This window comes from Dasania sp. GY-MA-18 (assembly GCF_024734385.1).
Classification (GTDB): Bacteria; Pseudomonadota; Gammaproteobacteria; order Pseudomonadales; family Dasaniaceae; genus Dasania; species Dasania phycosphaerae.
The window spans coordinates 182,774-198,806 of the sequence record NZ_JANHAP010000006.1; the positions used below are offsets into that span (position 1 = coordinate 182,774).

The following is a 16,033-nucleotide window of genomic DNA, read 5'->3' on the forward strand; positions in this document are numbered from 1 at the left end:
TAAAAAAATACTAAAATTTCAGCGTTTTTAATTTAACTGTGGGCAGGAGTTAAGTTGGCATTGTGATAGTGTTTTAGCTTCTACTTTTATTGCGGCTGCAGAATGGTTTTGTATTTCTTTGAGGCTGGCCTGTAAATTTTTATCTGTTGGTTTGATGGCCAGCGCGCACTCAATAGCTTGTTTGGCTTGCACTGGGCAGTTGAGTTTTTGCAGTGTATAAGCAAGATTATTCCAGCCCTGCGAGGCTAGCGGCTGTGCTTGTAAATAGGCAGCGTAATATTGTTGCGCTTGAGCATAGTTACCCTGTGCATAGGCTGCGTTACCCGCAGCAAAATTTGCCAGCGTTTGCTGGGGCCATGCGTTTAATACGGCTTGATAGGCCGCTAAGGCGGCCTGTACTTCCCCGACTTGCTCTAGATGATTGGCTGCTTGTATAAGCTCAGTTGCGCTAGCGGTTGCAGGTAGTTGCTGCGGCTGTTTGATAACCACTGCCCATGAGTTAGCGCGACGCCAGGTTTTAACAAATAAATCAAAACTCACCTCATGTTTTAACTTATCCCCTGAGCGCAGGCTGATAGTTTGTTGGTTTAAGTCGTAGCCCATAGCCACACTAAAATGCCAGCGCGGCAGCCAATCAAAGGCTAGGTTTTGCATAATGAGTACCGGGTTGCCTGCGTTAATCTCGGTTAGCACAGCGTTTAAATCGGGCTTTAGTGGGTAAACTAATAAACCATAGCGTCTGGCTCGCGCCACCATCTCGGTGGTTACTGCGCCTTCTTTGCCGGGTATATATATTTTATCGCGCAATTGTTCGGGGCTGGCGTTTATGCCCTGCGCCCCTAACATAGTTGCTAACGAGGCGGGGCCGCACTGGTCATTAATTTGTGGATGATGCGGTAGGCCTTTAATTTCATAACTACGGGCAAGTTGGCTATAGCGAGGGTTGTTTTTATCTATGGCTATGCCAGTGCAGGCCGTTAAAGCGCAGAGGCTTAAAGCTAATAGGCTCTTGCCAACCTGCGCTAAGCGGGATAAATAGCAGGGCATAAATTATTTATTAATGCATTTTACAAAGGTGAATACGTCGGTGGCACACAGCATATCGGTAATAATAAAGACGATAAAAATAGTGAGTAATACACCGACAATGCCGCCTGCTGGTTGCTGCGCTAACTCCTCGTTTAGTTGTTGAATTTCGGCAGGGGTTAAACTGGCGATGCGGTCGTTTAGTTGTTGTGGGTCTACGCCTAAGTCTTCCAGTTGCTGTTTAAGTTCATCACTGGCTAGGGCTGACTGTAATTGCTGTTGGCTATAGTTTAAGCCCTCTGAGTGGATCACCGTGCTGGTAGGTACCATGGTAGCTTGGGTATGAGCGCCAATTAAGCCGCTAAGCATAATTAAAACGATTAAGCATTTTTTTAACATTTTACTATCGAGTAAATTTTGCATAGTTGTCTCTCCACAATTTTGATTGCTTATTGGCGATGTTGATTAGCTGGCTAAATATTACCGCAATAAGTTGTTCCTGTAGTGTAGTTGCTAATGGTTTGTTAGCCACGTCACAGAGTGGTATGGCTTTAGCCATAGTTCAATTACTGCTATCGCTATGGACACCGGCATACGCCGGTGTGACGAGTGCGCGGCTTGTTGAGTGGGCAGTGTGCTGTGTGAGCGATGCTAAATATTCGTCCTGTTGCTGAGGGCAGTCATTCCGCCATGCTTGTGGCTGCAATCCAGGCGTTTGTCTCAGTTGCTGCTATCGCTATGGACAGCGGCTTGCGCCAGTGCGACGAGTACGTAGTTGCTGGATGGTATTGGTCATTCCGGCATGTTTTTAGCCGGAATCCAAAAGCTAGTTTCAGTTATTGCTATTAGTGCTTCACTGAACGGCGGCGGCTCCATTTGCGCCACCATAAATACGTGCCGGTAAAAAATAAAAAGGCGGGTAGGGTGCCTACTAATAGCCAGAGTATGCGTCCGGCCAGCCCCAGCGCATCGGCGTTATGCAAGGGGAATACCCACGTTAAAATACTATTGCCTATGGGGGCCTGGCTTGCATCCCAAGTACCCAGCACTACACCCGTATAGGGGTTTAACCAAATGGAGCTGGCACCGTGGTTGGTCCAGGGCTCGCCGGTAAAGTTGGCGCTTAGGCGCAGGCTATGTTGCGCTTGTTGCGGTAAAAAAATGCGTTTTATTTCGCTATTGGGTACCGCGGCTTTGGCATTTGCTAGTAGGCTATCCAGCGGCAGTTGCTGGCCTTGGGGGCTAACCGTGTAGCTGGGTTTGCTGGTGATAGGGGCAACACTATTAATAATGGCCGCCGTGGGTTTGGGGAAGATCATGGCGATACCGGTAATAGCGCACAAGCTTAATACTGGCACGCTGGCTACGCCTATGACTCTGTGCAAGTCCCAAAAAAATCGTGTGGTGCTGGCCTGCCGGTTAATACGCAGCGCCTGATGCCAGCGGCCACGGCGGCGCGGCCACCATAAAATAACGCCGCTGATACTAAAAAATAATAACACCAAGCCCATTATGCCCACGACGATTTCGCCATTGTGGCCGGATAATAAAGTGTAATGAAAACGATATAGCCAGCTCATGGGGTAGTAACCCCACTCTCGCACAGCTAACACTTGTGCGGTGCTGGGGCCGACGCTGACTTCCAGCCGTGCATTAGCGGGCGGCGGGCCGTTAAATCTAACAGTGTGAGGCGAGCCAGCTTGCCTGGCTAAATAAATCCTAGTGGCTATTGCGTCTGCGGGCACTGCCGCTTTGGCGGCGGTGAGCACTTGCTGCAATTTGGCCGCAGGCTGCTGGGCTGGCTCCTGCAGTTGCGGGGTGAGGATTTCATCTAAGGCGTGATCAAATACCAGCAGGCTGCCGCTGAGGCCTATAAGGGCAATAATTGCCCCCAGCAGCAAACCGCAGTATTTATGTAGGGTGAACATGGTTTGCCGCATGGGGAGTAAAGCCTTAAAAGTTAAAAGGCGCGATGATAGCCGATGCTATAGCTGCGGCCCAAGCCTTTAAAGTTACGCTCATCGTTACCGACGGTTTGCGAGTAGTAACTAAAGTAATCTTCATTAGTTAGATTTTGCACACCTAGGGTAAAGGTGCCTAACGATGACTCTAGGTTGGCACTGAGATCAGCGGTGGTGTAGCCCTTAAACTTGGCATAGCTAACCCCATCCAAATCTTTAAAGTTACGGTTATACAGGTGATTGATTTGCAAGCGGGTGCTAAGGGCGGCGCTCCAGTTTCTGTCCCAGCTTAGGTTGAGGCGGTTGGGGGCAATATTGGCACCGTCCAAGTCGGTATCGACGCTGCCGCTTTCATCGGAATCGTACTCACCCTCGGTGTAGGCATAACGCAGGCCTAGGGTATCTGCTTGAGTGGCAAACCATTGTACGCGTGTTTCTACACCATTCACCTCTGTGCGCTCGCGTTTAATCAGGTACTGACCATCGGCGTTAAGCTGCAAGCGTTGGCCAAAATCGGACTCCGACTGGTAGTAGGTAATCTGGGCGGTAATAGATTGATTGCCATATTCCAGCCCGGCTTCTCTGCTTTGTGCCACTATGGGCTCTAGCTCTAAAAAGCTGTCAACCTGTTGGCCGGCCTCGCTAATACCGCGCAATACTCGGCCTACATCGGGCATAGAAAAACCTTCGGAGTAATTGCCAAACACGCGCCAGTTATCATTGAGGCTGTACTTAGCCCCTAGGTTGTATAGCGTTTCGGAAAATTCAGGGTTACCACCTTGTACCGACTGGCTGCCGTAGCTAAACAGGGTGGTGAAATCATCTACTTTAAGCTCAGATTTTTCGTGACGTATGCCTGCGGTCACGGTTAATTGTTCTATGCCGGTAAATTCCATTTGCAGGTAAGGGGCATAGTTTTTGTATTCGGTATCGGGTACCCACTTGCGGCCGGTTTGCACTAGTTGCTGGTAGGTGGTGTCGCTAAAAAAGTCTACGCCGTAAACTAGGTTAATAGGCAGGCCGGCGAGTTGGTCTTTAATCGCGGTAATTTTTAAACCGTATTTTTCTGAATTATTTTGTGATTGATCAAAAATATCGCTGCCGTAGGCTGGGTCTTGAAAGCTTGCGAATACGCCGCCGCCGTAAGTACCGGCAAAGTCTTGGCTAAAGGCTTGCACCCGCAGTTGATGCCCCAGTATATTTTCGTTGCTGTAATTAAGGCTGAGCAAGGTTACTTTATTGCTGGTTGAGTCACCCTCCATTTTTTGTTCTATAGCCGTGGTGGCTATGCCATTAGTAACGCTGCCCGCTACGGAGGTCCAGTCATTATTACCGGCAACTTTATAGCGGTTGGCGGTGAACTCTAAACGTTGCTCATCCCAGTTGTAGCCGATTTTGATAAAGGCATTATGGGTTTCGGAGTCCATGGTGTCGCCTTGGGTGTTGTCAAAACCTATGATGTTGTCGTTGGCATCATAGGCTAAACCCTGGTTGCGATAACCCAAGCTGGCGATCATATCCACATCGCCCGCGCTGCCAGAAAAACCGTAGTTAAGGCCGTAGCCCAGGCTGTCGCTAATATCTTCTTCTTGAAAATAGCTTTCTACCCGTATGCTTTGTTGTAGCTCTTGAGTGGGCTTTTTGGTGATTAGGTTAATAATGCCGCCCGAAGCCCCCAGACCGTGTATGGCATTGGCCCCGTGTATCACCTCTACCCGCTCGATGACGGAAGGGTCTATGGTGTGGCCATCGCGGCCGCCATCGCGCAGGGGGTTGGATTGTGGCACGCCGTCCACCATGTACAGCGGGCTGCGGCCGCGCAGGGTTTCACCGGCGCTGGTCAATTTTTGGCGGCTGGGGGTAAAGCTGGGGATCAAATTGCCCAGCACGGTAGAGAGGTCATTGTTTACCGCCAGCTGCTGGTTTAAATCCGCTTGGTTAATGATGGTAACGGTATTGGGTATGGTGCTTAAGGGCTTAGCGGTACGGCTGGCAGTCACCACCATTTCTTCCACACGTTCGTTGCCTGCTGCACTGGCAAAGGGGGCGGCAAGGGGAGTGGTAAAAGATAGGATCAGCGCTGTAGTGGGTAGGCCGGCTGGGTGGCGCATAGCAAGTTCTCTTTGGTCTGGTTGAGTATGATGAGGTTCAAAGGTCTGCATGGTAATGCTAATGATAATGATTATCAATAGTGTTGTTGCTGTAGCTTGTTGTTTTATAGTGGTTTTGGGTGGGCGAAGTTGCTGTGTGTTGTTGCGAGCGCCTTAGTTTAGCCATCGCCTTGATAGACAAAGGCGGTTGTTTATTAAGAGGTAAACAATATGCAACTAATTGGTTGTATATTGTTTGAGGTGCTGCTTTACTTGCCGTATGTCTAATAGTCATCCCATAAGAGGGAGGTCAGCATGCAGGATGTAATACAGCGTGAAATTATTATTAATGCCACGAAAGAGCGGGTTTATAACGCGATAGCTACGCCCGAACAGTTAGTGTTGTGGTTCCCAGAAACACTAGAAGGCGATTATAAGGTGGGCGAGCAGCCCGTTTTTGGTTTTGGTGAGTACGGTAAAAGCCAAGTGTATATTGTTGCTGCCAACCCCTATGAATATTTTGCCTACCGCTGGGTGCCCGGCGCTAATAATTTTTTAGGTGATGTGCTGACTGTGCCTAATACTCTAGTGGAGTTTCGCATACAGGAGCAGGCTCATGGGCAGTGTAAGCTTACCCTCATAGAGTCGGGTTTTGCCGCTTTGCCGGCCGAAGCGTACACAGAAAACTCTGGCGGTTGGGACTTTATGCTGGGCCGCCTAATAAAATATTTTGCCGCTGCATAATGAGAGAGGCTGAAATCTATAAGGCACTGGGTGATCCGCTGCGGCTGCAGATAGTCACCCGGCTTGCCAGCGGTTCTACCTATACCATTGGTGAGTTATCCAAAAACCTAGGAGTGACTCGTCAAGGTGCCCGCAAGCAATTGCAGGTGCTGGTGTCGGCGGAGCTAGTGCAGCTTATCCCCAAGGGGCGAGAGACGGTGGTGGCCTTAGAGGTGGAAAAGCTAACAGCTGCGCGGCAATTTATTGCGCAGCTGGAGCGTCAGTGGGATCAGCGCTTACAAGACTTAAAGGCACTGCTGGAAGATGGGAGTGATAAGCCTTAAATAGGCTTTGCTTGCACTAGCGCGCAAGCAAAGCTTCTCCTTCAAATGTAATCCCATCCCAACCATGCAGCATAAATGCTCGTATATTGCCGTGGTCGTTAGCTTCGGGATGCTGTAGCACATCGTCTCTATAATATTTGCCAAAGCAGGCCAGGGTTTGGGCTGGATCTAAGTTGTTTAACTGGGCAAAGGCAAAAATTTTACAGGAGCCTTCATTGCTGCCAGCCTCGTTAATAAGCTCTGGGCCGTTGCTAAAGCGGGTAGGGCTGTAATCGTAATGTTCGGCAATCACGGCCATGACTTGGTCAAACTCTACGCTGTTGGGCGCTTGCTGTAGTTGTTGTAGTAAGGTTGTTAAAGACATGGGGTCTCCTTTTAAAAGCTAAATTATTCTTTGCCAAAACGTAAAATCAGCAGCCCGCCCAGTACCACCAGGGCTATGCCCAGCAGTGTCCAGCCATCGGGTATGTGGCCCCAGATCAGCCATTCTAATAGCCCGGCAAATACCACCGAGAAGTAGCTGGTGGGGGCTAATATAGAGGGTTTAACGTAGGCAAAGGCGGTAGTGTATAGGTGCAGGCTTAGGTACATGGCTAAGCCTATATATATTAACCATGGCCAAGCGTGAGAGGGTATGGAACGGTATTCATAAATAAAATAGGGGGTCACAAATAGCAGTGAGATAAAAAAGTAGTAAAACAGTATGCGCCCGCTGGGCTCGGTTTTACTGAGCAAACTGGTAGAGACCATGGATATAGCTAAGCCTACGCCCGATAACAGGCCAAATATATGCCAGCCACTAATGCCGTGCTGGCCGGCGCGCAAAATCACGCTAATGCCTATAAAGCCTATGATTAGCGGCAACCAGCGCGTTTTGGGTATGCCTAAGCCCAGCCAAAAAAAGATGATGATGGGGACTACCAGCGGCGCGGCGTTTCTCAGCAGGGTGGTATCCACTAGGGGGATGTATTGCAGGGCCAGCCAGTACACATAAAAACCAACTAGGCCGCCCAGACTGCGAATGGTGTGTAACCAGGGATGCTGGGTTTTAAGGCCAGCTAAACGGTGCTTGAGCAGCCAGGGCAGGCAGCACAGCAGGCAGAAAAAGTACTGAAAAAATACGATGGCCGAGGCGTTGACGTCACTGCCTATGTGTTTGCCCACCGCGCCCACGGTACTGGCAATCAGTACGGTGATGATACCCAGACTAATGCCTAGGGCCAGTTTATTGTTGGGGGCGCTGTTGTTATTGGACACGTATTTCCTAAGGGCTAGGGGATAAAACAGGAATAATTATAGCGTTTTTCTTCGGCGCTCGCCCCTTGAAATCCTCAGGCCAGCCCTCATATCCCTTGCAAGCGAGTTAAAATGCCTCTTGCGTGGCGAGGGGGTTAATAAATGATCAGTGGTTTAGGAGCATGTTAACCATGGCAACAGCAGAAAAAGAAACTTTAGGCTTTCAAACCGAAGCCAAGCAATTATTACAGTTGATGATTCACTCTCTTTATTCCAACAAAGAGATCTTCCTGCGTGAATTAATCTCCAATGCCTCAGACGCCGCCGATAAGCTGCGCTTTGAAGCTCTGGCCGATGGCTCGCTGTATGAGAACGACCCCGATCTTAAAATTACTATCACTTTTGATAAAGATGCCAAAACCATCACCATCGCCGATAACGGCATAGGTATGTCAAAAGAAGACGTGATCAACCACTTAGGTACTATTGCCAAATCGGGTACTGCTGAATTTTTAAGCAAGCTTAGCGGCGACCAAAAGAAAGATTCACATCTGATCGGCCAATTTGGTGTGGGCTTTTACTCAGCCTTTATAGTGGCCGAGCGGGTAGAGGTGTTAACCCGTCGCGCCGGTTTAGATAAGGCCGAGGGGGTACGCTGGGAGTCAGAGGGCGAAGCTGACTTTAGCGTAGAGACTATAGAGAAAGCCGATAGAGGCACCACCATTATTTTGCACCTGCGCGAAGACGACGCAGACTTTGCCGATAGCTGGCGCATACGCTCTATAGTGAAAAAATACTCTGACCATATTGCGCTACCGGTAATGATGGAAAAGCAAGATATGGCTGCACCTGCTGAAGAGGGTGAAGAAGAGAAAAAAGAAGAAAACAAAGCGCCAGAATTTGAAACCATCAACAACGCCACAGCCTTGTGGACACGCTCGCGCGCTGATGTAAAAGACGAAGAATACAAAGAGTTTTACAAGTTAGTGTCGCACGATTTTGAAGAGCCACTCACTTGGAGTCACAACAAAGTAGAAGGTAAGCTGGAGTACAACAGCCTATTATATGTGCCTAAGCGCGCACCTTTCGATATGTGGAACCGCGATGCCAGCCGTGGCTTAAAGCTTTACGTACAGCGCACCTTTATTATGGATGACGCTGAACAGTTCCTGCCTATGTACTTGCGCTTTATTAAAGGTGTGGTAGATAGCAACGACTTATCATTAAACGTCTCGCGTGAAATCTTACAGCAAGACCCTGCTGTGGATTCTATGAAATCGGCCTTAACCAAGCGTGTATTAGACATGCTGTCGAAAATGGCTAAGAACAAGCCGGAAGAATACGCTGAGTTTTGGAAAGAGTTTGGTCAGGTATTAAAAGAAGGCCCAGCTGAAGATTTTGCCAACAAAGAAAAAATTGCCAAGTTATTCCGCTTTAGCACCACCCACACCAATGTGGAAGCGCAAGATCAGTCTTTGGAAGATTACATAGGCCGCATGAAAGAAGGCCAAAAAGATATTTACTATGTGGCGGGTGAAAACTTCACCACTGCTAAAAACAGCCCGCATTTGGAAGTGTTCCGTAAAAAAGGCATAGAAGTGTTGTTGTTGTCGGATCGCGTGGACGAGTGGTTAATGGGTCACTTAATGGAATTTGATGGCAAGAAATTCCACGACGTGGGCAAAGGGCAGCTAGACCTTGGCGAGTTGGAAGATGAAAACGACAAGAAAGAGCAGGAAGAGCTAGCAACCGCAAATAAAGATTTAATCGAGCGTGTTAAAACCGTATTGGCTGACAAGGTAGAGGAAGTGCGGGTCACTAACCGCTTAACCGAGTCGCCTGCGTGCTTGGTGGTGGGCGAGCAAGATATGGGGGCGCAAATGCGTCGTATCTTAGAGCAGGCAGGGCAAAAAGTGCCTGAGTCCAAGCCTATTTTTGAGCTTAACCCCGAGCACTCGTTGGTGAAAAAACTGGATGCTGAGCAAGATGAAGATCGCTTTGCTGACTTAGTAGAGATACTGTTTGATCAGTCGCACTTAGCAGAGGGCGCGCAGCTTGATGATCCTGCTTCGTTTGTACACCGTTTAAACAAGCTAATACTAGAGTTAAGTAACTAAAACGGTACTCTAAACAAAAAACGGCGGCCTTAAGGTCGCCGTTTTTTTATGGGCCTGCTATATACCGCCTAAGGGGCTATAGCAGCTATAATATGATAACGATAAAACACCCGTCTAAGGTTTGATATAAAAACTATGCTTAAACCCTCAAAAGTTGCCGTGTTGGGCGGTGGTAGTTTTGGTACTGCTATCGCCAATATTATGGCCAATAATGGTCACTCCGTGTGTTTGTGGATGCGCAACGACCAGCGTGCCGATGAAATTAATCAGCAACATATTAACCGCAGTTACCTGCCCGACTACCCTCTAAATGAACAGTTACAGGCCAGTACCGATTTAGCAGCGGCGGTACAGGGCTGCGAGATTGTGTTTATGGCCGTGCCCAGTAGCTCTTCCCGGGCGGTGGCTAAAGAGTTAGTTGCACATATAGCCGATGGCTGTATTTTGATTAGCACTACCAAGGGCATAGAGCCTGAAAATTTTAAGCTGATGAGCCAGGTGTTGGCAGAAGAAATTCCCCAGGCACGTATAGGCGTATTAAGCGGCCCCAACCTCGCTAAGGAAATTGCCGCAGGCCAAATTACCGGTACAGTGATAGCCAGCGAAGATGATGAGTTAAACGAAACCATACAAACCTTATTGCACAGCGGCACATTTAGAGTGTACGCCAGCAATGATGTGTTTGGTGTGGAGTTAGGCGGTGCCTTAAAAAATATTTACGCCATTATTTCAGGCATGGCTGCCGCTATGGGTACCGGCCAAAATACCATTAGCATGTTAATGACCCGCAGCCTGGCTGAAATGAGCCGCTTTGCGGTGCATAAAGGCGCTGACCCTATGACCTTTTTAGGCTTGGCTGGGGTAGGTGATTTAATTGCTACTTGTATGTCACCCCTAAGTCGTAACTACCGAGTGGGTTATCAGTTGGGCGAAGGTAAAGCGCTGGATGATATAGTCGCCGAGTTGGGGCAGGTCGCTGAAGGGGTCAATACCTTAAAGCTGATTAAGCAGCAGTCCGATGAGCTGGGGATTTATATGCCGCTGGTGTCGGCGCTATATGATGTGATTTACAATAAAAAAACCATTAAAGAAGTGGTGGGGGCGATGATGTTTTCAGAGCAAAACCGCGATGTGGAATTTACCGTACAGTAAGTTTTTAAGGGCTAGCTTATGGAAATCGTCATACTGCGTCACGGCCAAGCCGAAGGTTATGCTACCAGTGACGCCAGCCGTAATTTAACTGAGCGCGGCAAAGCGGATGCCTTGCGTGCCGGTGCTTGCCTGGCTGAGTTAGGTCTACAGTTTGACGCGCTATGGGTTAGCCCCTATGTGCGCGCGCAACAAACTGCGCAGCAGTTGTTAACCAGCTTGCCCGATTTACAAATAGTTAGTCTGGATATGCTCACCCCAGAGTCCGATCTTAAGTCTGTGTTTGACTTTATTCATCGCAGCGGCCTGCAGCGTGTCTTGTTGGTGAGTCATCAGCCCTTAGTGAGTGACTTGGTGGCTTATATGACCGAGCCTAATGGCTACGGTCCTGCCATGGCGCCTGCCAGTATGGCCTGCGTAGAAAATAAACACGGCCTGCCGGGCTGCGGTGAGTTGCGCTGGCTGCGCCATGCACCAGAGTTTGCTAGGGAGTAGTTATGGCGGTGGTGCAAGAGCAGCGTTTTCACGTTAATGCTTATCAGTTGGCTGCTAAAGAGTGGCACGCAGACGCGGCGGTAAAAGTAATCGCCCTGCACGGTTGGCTGGATAATGCCAATAGCTTTGATGAGTTGGCGGCGCGTTTGCCGCAGTGTCATATAGTGGCGCTGGATTCTCCCGGGCACGGTTTTAGCGATCACAAGCAGCAACAAGCTACTTATAATATTTGGGATGACCTGCTGGATATTTTAGCGGTGGCCGATGCCCTGGGTTGGCAGCAGTTTCATTTAATGGGCCATTCTCGTGGCGCTATTATGAGCGTGTTATTGGCGGCCGCCATGCCTGAGCGGGTACTGTCCTTGTTGATGTTGGATGGCATATTTCCCCCCAAGTTTGATTTGCAAAACAGTCCGCAGTTATTGGCAGATTTTTTAAACGGTTATCGCAAGCCCGATAAAAAGATGCCCAGCTATAACAGTCTAGAGGATGCTATTAAAGCGCGCTTAAAGGCGGCAGATATGAGTGAGGCGGCGGTGCAAAAAATTGTTGAGCGCGGGGTAAAAAAGGTGGCGGGTAAATATACCTGGGTAGCTGACCCTAAGCTGCGTTTAGCCTCGGCGATACGATTATCCCCAGAGCATAGCGACGCCATGCTGAAGGCGATTACCATGCCCGCATTATTATTGTTGGCCGAGCGGGGCTTTGTGGTGCGCGAGGGAGCGGTTGAGCGTTTGCAGCAATACCCGCATATAGTTTATGAAATATTACCGGGTAATCATCACTTTCATATGGAGCAGCAGGCTGAGTTGATTGCCCAGCGTGCTCAGCAATTTTACCAAGGGTTTAGCGCTTAGTTTTTGGTTTGGCCAAAGCGTATTTGGTTGCTGCCACTTTTTTTAGCTTGGTACATAGCCATATCGGCGATGTGTATTAATGAGTCGGCATCGCTGGCATCATCGGGGCATAGACTAATACCTATGCTTACCCCTAAGGTAAAGAGTTGGGGGCCTATGGCTATGGGTTGTAAAAATAGCGCGCGCAAGTTCTCTACAATTTTTAGCGCTTCTTCTTTGTTAACGTTTTCTAAAATAGCCACAAACTCGTCGCCACCTACACGGGCGACTGTATCTATGCTGCGGGTGGAGCACTTTAGCCTTTGCCCTAGTGCTTGTAATACTTTGTCGCCAGTGCTGTGGCCGTGTTGGTCGTTAATCGGTTTAAATTGATTTAAGTCCATAAATACCAACGCTAGCGTCTTGCTTTGCTGTTTTGATCTAGCAATGGCGTCGTTAATGCGCTGGTTGAATAGCTCGCGATTGGGCAGGCTGGTAAGGCTGTCGTAGTGGGCCATTTCGCGAAAGCGATCATTGGCCTTTTTAGAGCGGGTGATGTCGCGCACTATGCCGGTAAAGCGTTCGGGCTTGCCATTGTCATCAAATAGTACATCTCCCGACTCGTACAGCCAGCGTATGCTGCCATCGGGGTGTACTACTCGGTATTCAATTTCATAGTGCTTGTCGCCTTTCATACAGGCTTGTTCGGCACTTTGTACGCTGCTCACATCGTCGGGGTGCAGTGCATCAATAAATTTTTGATAGCTGGGGGTGAATTCGCCGACTTTATAGCCAAACATGGCGTAGATTTCGTCTGACCAGTGCAACCTATCGGCATGAATTTCCCAGTCCCAGGTGCCAACTTGGGCAAAGTAGTGGGCTCTGCGGTTGCGTTCCAGCTCTTCTTTTTTGAGTTGGCTGTCGGTTGTTGATGGTTGGCTGGCGCGTTGTCGCTGCGTCTTACGCTGGCTGATCAGCACAGTGGCGGCTATACCTAGGGCAAAGCTGGTTGTCGCCAAAAGAATTTCAGTAAGCATAAGCGTAAGAGTATAAAAAATGGCCCCGAATGATAAAGGCTTAGAGGCTATCTAACAAGTTTGTTTAGCCACTTTGCGATCTAGGGCATGCTGTTGCTTAGGCTAGGGCATTTAGCCGCAATAAATACAGCAATAGGCTAATGCTAATAGCACTGCCCAGCATGCTTAGGGCTATGGTGTTAGAGGCCAGTTGATGGTTGCCGCCTATGGCGCGCACCATAACAAAGCCTGCAGCGGCGGTGGGGCTGGCAAACATCAGTGCCAGGCAGCCTAGCTCTACACCGCTTAGCCCGTACCACCAGGCCGCAAGGGTGACGGCGGCGGGCAAAAGCACCAGTTTGGCAAACACGGTATAGGCTGAGAGGCTGCTGGCTTTTTTTAAGGCTGACAGCGAAAGGCTGCCGCCTATGGTAATCAGTGCCAGGGGCAGGGTCATACTACCTAGGTAGCGGCCGGTTTCATCTAAAATGGCTGGCAATTGCCAGCCCATAGCCAGGCCTATTAAGGCGCAGGCTATGCTCACGATTAAGGGGTTTTTGATAATGTCTAAGAACAGCCTATGCCATTGCAGTTTTTCGTTTTGGCGCAGGCTTTTAGTGAGTGCATAAATAGAGAGTATATTGTAAATAGGCGTAACCACCGCCAGCAGTAGGGCTCCCACTGCCAGGCCCGGTCCGCCATAGGCTTTGGCACACAGGGCTATGCCCACTATGCCTAAGTTGCTTCTAAAGGCGCTTTGTACAGCTACCCCTCTATCTTGCGGGTCTTGGGTGAGCAGGGGGGACAGCCACCAAAAACTATAAAAGCTAATAATGGCGGCCAGGGCGGCAAAAATAGCTAGCCGGGCCTGCTCTGCAAGGTTGATACCGCTGTTGAGTATGGATAAAAACATGAGTGTAGGCAGGCAGATGTTAAAGACCAGTGCGGAGGCTATGCCTATAAACTCATCGTTAATATGCTGTTTGCGTTTGAGGTATAACCCCAAAAACACAATTAGAAACACGGGAGCAGTCACCGAGAAGGTGAACTCTAGGGCTTGCAGATAGGCTGTATTCATCAATGGCCCGCTATATGCCTACGTGCAGGGTTTCTTTGACCTGATCCATAGCCACATAGCTGGTGCACACCTCTACCCCGGGCAGGGTGAGCAGGGTGTCGCCATAAAACTCCCGGTATGAGCCCATATCTGCCACGCGGGCCTTAATAAGGTAATCAAAGGCTCCTGAAACTAAATGGCACTCCTGAATTTCTGGCAATAAGCCCGCGGCTTTACTAAAGTCTTCAAAGACATCTTTGGAGCTGCGGCTAAGGCGGATTTGCACGAATACCACCAGTGAGGCGTTGACGGCTTCGGGGTTGATAATGGCGCTATAGCCCTGAATAACGCCATCGGCCTCTAAGCGTTTTACCCTGTCGACACAGGGCGTGGGACTTAAACCCACCCGCTTAGCGAGCTGAGCGTAGGCGATTCGGCCGTCTTTTTGCAGTTCTCGGAGGATATTCCTATCAATTTTGTCTAAGGGGCGAGGGTCATTATTCTTAGATGCCATAAAAAACCTTTTTCATTGGAATGTGCTAGTTGAAAGCACTAAAAATATATTAATTTAATAATAAATCAACTGATTATTTTCGATTAATATGGCGCAATGCAATGTGTGCGTTGCTGTTTACTATTTTTGAGGAATTTTTTATGTTGATCGGCGTACCTAAAGAGATTAAAAACCACGAATACCGCATAGGTTTGACCCCTGCTGGTGTTAAAGAATTAGTTGTAAATGGCCACGACGTTATTGTTGAGAACAATGGCGGTGCTGCTATCGGTTTCGAAAACGAGCAGTACGTAGAAGCTGGCGCAAAAATCATAGACTCAGCAGAAGAGATCTTCGCCACTGCTGACATGATCATCAAGGTTAAAGAGCCACAGCCTAACGAGTGTAAAATGCTACGTCCTGGCCAGGTTCTGTTTACTTACCTACATTTGGCTCCAGACCCAGAGCAAACTAAGTTGCTAGTTGAGTCAGGCGCTACTTGTATCGCTTATGAAACAGTTACTTCTCCTTTTGGCGGCTTACCTTTGTTGGCGCCTATGTCTGAAGTTGCTGGCCGTATGTCTATCCAAGCCGGTGCTCACAACTTAGAGAAAGCTCAAGGTGGTTTGGGTGCATTGTTAGGCGGCGTACCAGGTGTTGCTCCTGCTAAAGTATTAATCGTTGGTGGTGGTGTTGTTGGTACTCAAGCAGCTCGTATGGCTGTAGGCATGGGTGCAGACGTAACTATCCTAGACCGCTCTTTACCTCGTCTACGTCAATTAGACACTGAATTTGATGGCCGCTTGAAGACTGTTTACTCAACAGCTGACGCCATGGATCAGTTGATTGTTGATGCTGACCTAGTTATCGGTGCGGTATTAATCCCAGGTGCTGCTGCGCCTAAGCTAGTAACTGCCAAGCACATCAAGATGATGAAGAAAGGCTCTGTAGTTGTTGACGTTGCTATAGACCAAGGTGGTTGTTTCGAAACTTCTAAAGCCACTACTCACCAAGATCCTACTTATGTAGTTGACGACGTAGTTCACTACTGTGTTGCCAACATGCCAGGTGGTGTTGCTCGTACTTCTACTATGGCTTTAACTAACGCGACTATGCCTTTCGCCGTTACTATTGCTAACAAAGGTGCTAAGCAAGCGTTGTTGGACGACAAGTACTTAATGGAAGGCTTAAACGTATTAGGTGGCAAGATCACTTATAAGCCTGTTGCAGATGTTTTAGGTTACGATTACGTAGCGCCTGAAGAAGCTGTAGCTACTTTATAAGTCTGATTTCCATTCAGGTCTTACTAGGCCGCCGTTACGCAAGTAACGGCGGCTTTTTTATGCACAGGAAGTGCTGTATGCCGCGGGCGCATGGATGCGCAGGAGCGGCGATGCACAGGAGGTGCGGGCAGATTTTTGCTCCTCGGCAATTGCTCCTGCGTTGCTCTACTTAGTGACATTCATGTCACGCTGCAAAATCTGCACTTC

General features: G+C 48.9%; 16 protein-coding genes. 7 read left to right on the top strand and 9 right to left on the bottom strand.

Translation table 11 applies throughout. The features are described 5' to 3' along the window. Positions 1–27: 27 nt before the first annotated feature. The 4 genes from NO559_RS09060 to NO559_RS09075 all read right to left on the bottom strand — a co-directional run bounded on the left by NO559_RS09060 (position 28) and on the right by NO559_RS09075 (position 5,098). The gene (locus tag NO559_RS09060; protein WP_258331496.1) at positions 28–1,047 is read right to left on the bottom strand and encodes a PA2778 family cysteine peptidase; all 1,020 of its coding nucleotides are present in this window, start codon (positions 1,045–1,047) and stop codon (positions 28–30) included. 3 nt (positions 1,048–1,050) lie between these two features. Continuing rightward, positions 1,051–1,449, bottom strand: coding sequence for a PA2779 family protein (locus NO559_RS09065; RefSeq protein ID WP_258331497.1), 399 nt, complete (start codon positions 1,447–1,449; stop codon positions 1,051–1,053). A 422-nt stretch (positions 1,450–1,871) separates the two neighbouring features. Then, positions 1,872–2,966 (bottom strand): PepSY domain-containing protein, encoded by a 1,095-nt coding sequence (locus NO559_RS09070; RefSeq protein WP_258331498.1) that lies wholly within the window; start codon positions 2,964–2,966, stop codon positions 1,872–1,874. Positions 2,967–2,986: 20 nt separating this feature from the next. Continuing rightward, the gene (locus tag NO559_RS09075) at positions 2,987–5,098 is read right to left on the bottom strand and encodes a TonB-dependent receptor (protein ID WP_258331499.1); all 2,112 of its coding nucleotides are present in this window, start codon (positions 5,096–5,098) and stop codon (positions 2,987–2,989) included. Positions 5,099–5,392: 294 nt separating this feature from the next. Here NO559_RS09075 and NO559_RS09080 point away from each other — a divergent pair, with 294 nt between their 5' ends. Beyond that, positions 5,393–5,821: an SRPBCC family protein gene (locus NO559_RS09080; RefSeq protein ID WP_258331500.1), complete on the top strand. Its 429-nt coding sequence runs from the start codon at positions 5,393–5,395 to the stop codon at positions 5,819–5,821. Further along, a complete protein-coding gene (locus NO559_RS09085; RefSeq protein WP_258331501.1) occupies positions 5,821–6,144 on the top strand; it encodes a helix-turn-helix transcriptional regulator in 324 nt (107 codons plus the stop codon). The genes NO559_RS09080 and NO559_RS09085 overlap by 1 nt, the downstream gene beginning before the upstream one ends. Positions 6,145–6,160: 16 nt before the next feature. Here the strand turns inward: NO559_RS09085 and NO559_RS09090 are convergent, their stop codons facing one another. Both NO559_RS09090 and NO559_RS09095 read right to left on the bottom strand, forming a co-directional pair. Then, complete coding sequence (locus tag NO559_RS09090; protein ID WP_258331502.1) at positions 6,161–6,508, bottom strand: HopJ type III effector protein; 348 nt, start codon at positions 6,506–6,508, stop codon at positions 6,161–6,163. A gap of 23 nt (positions 6,509–6,531) precedes the next feature. Then, a complete protein-coding gene (locus NO559_RS09095) occupies positions 6,532–7,401 on the bottom strand; it encodes a DMT family transporter (RefSeq protein WP_258331503.1) in 870 nt (289 codons plus the stop codon). A gap of 170 nt (positions 7,402–7,571) precedes the next feature. Here NO559_RS09095 and htpG point away from each other — a divergent pair, with 170 nt between their 5' ends. The 4 genes from htpG (at position 7,572) to NO559_RS09115 (ending at position 11,998) form a co-directional block, all read left to right on the top strand. After that, complete coding sequence (gene htpG / locus NO559_RS09100) at positions 7,572–9,497, top strand: molecular chaperone HtpG (protein WP_258331504.1); 1,926 nt, start codon at positions 7,572–7,574, stop codon at positions 9,495–9,497. A gap of 135 nt (positions 9,498–9,632) precedes the next feature. Then, positions 9,633–10,649 (top strand): NAD(P)H-dependent glycerol-3-phosphate dehydrogenase, encoded by a 1,017-nt coding sequence (locus NO559_RS09105; protein ID WP_258331505.1) that lies wholly within the window; start codon positions 9,633–9,635, stop codon positions 10,647–10,649. Between the two features lie 18 nt (positions 10,650–10,667). Further along, a complete protein-coding gene (gene sixA / locus NO559_RS09110; RefSeq protein WP_258331506.1) occupies positions 10,668–11,141 on the top strand; it encodes a phosphohistidine phosphatase SixA in 474 nt (157 codons plus the stop codon). A 2-nt stretch (positions 11,142–11,143) separates the two neighbouring features. Continuing rightward, positions 11,144–11,998, top strand: coding sequence for an alpha/beta fold hydrolase (locus tag NO559_RS09115; protein WP_258331507.1), 855 nt, complete (start codon positions 11,144–11,146; stop codon positions 11,996–11,998). On the opposite strand, the gene NO559_RS09120 is transcribed toward NO559_RS09115, so the two are convergent. From NO559_RS09120 to NO559_RS09130, 3 genes are all read right to left on the bottom strand, one after another. After that, positions 11,995–12,996, bottom strand: a complete 1,002-nt coding sequence (locus NO559_RS09120; RefSeq protein ID WP_258331508.1) for a sensor domain-containing diguanylate cyclase — start codon at positions 12,994–12,996, stop codon at positions 11,995–11,997. The genes NO559_RS09115 and NO559_RS09120 overlap by 4 nt on opposite strands. Before the next feature lie 115 nt (positions 12,997–13,111). Next, a complete protein-coding gene (locus NO559_RS09125; RefSeq protein WP_258331509.1) occupies positions 13,112–14,071 on the bottom strand; it encodes an AEC family transporter in 960 nt (319 codons plus the stop codon). A gap of 10 nt (positions 14,072–14,081) precedes the next feature. Further along, complete coding sequence (locus NO559_RS09130) at positions 14,082–14,564, bottom strand: Lrp/AsnC ligand binding domain-containing protein (RefSeq protein WP_258331510.1); 483 nt, start codon at positions 14,562–14,564, stop codon at positions 14,082–14,084. Positions 14,565–14,704: 140 nt separating this feature from the next. Here NO559_RS09130 and ald point away from each other — a divergent pair, with 140 nt between their 5' ends. Next, complete coding sequence (gene ald, locus NO559_RS09135) at positions 14,705–15,826, top strand: alanine dehydrogenase (RefSeq protein ID WP_258331511.1); 1,122 nt, start codon at positions 14,705–14,707, stop codon at positions 15,824–15,826. Positions 15,827–16,033 lie beyond the last annotated feature (207 nt).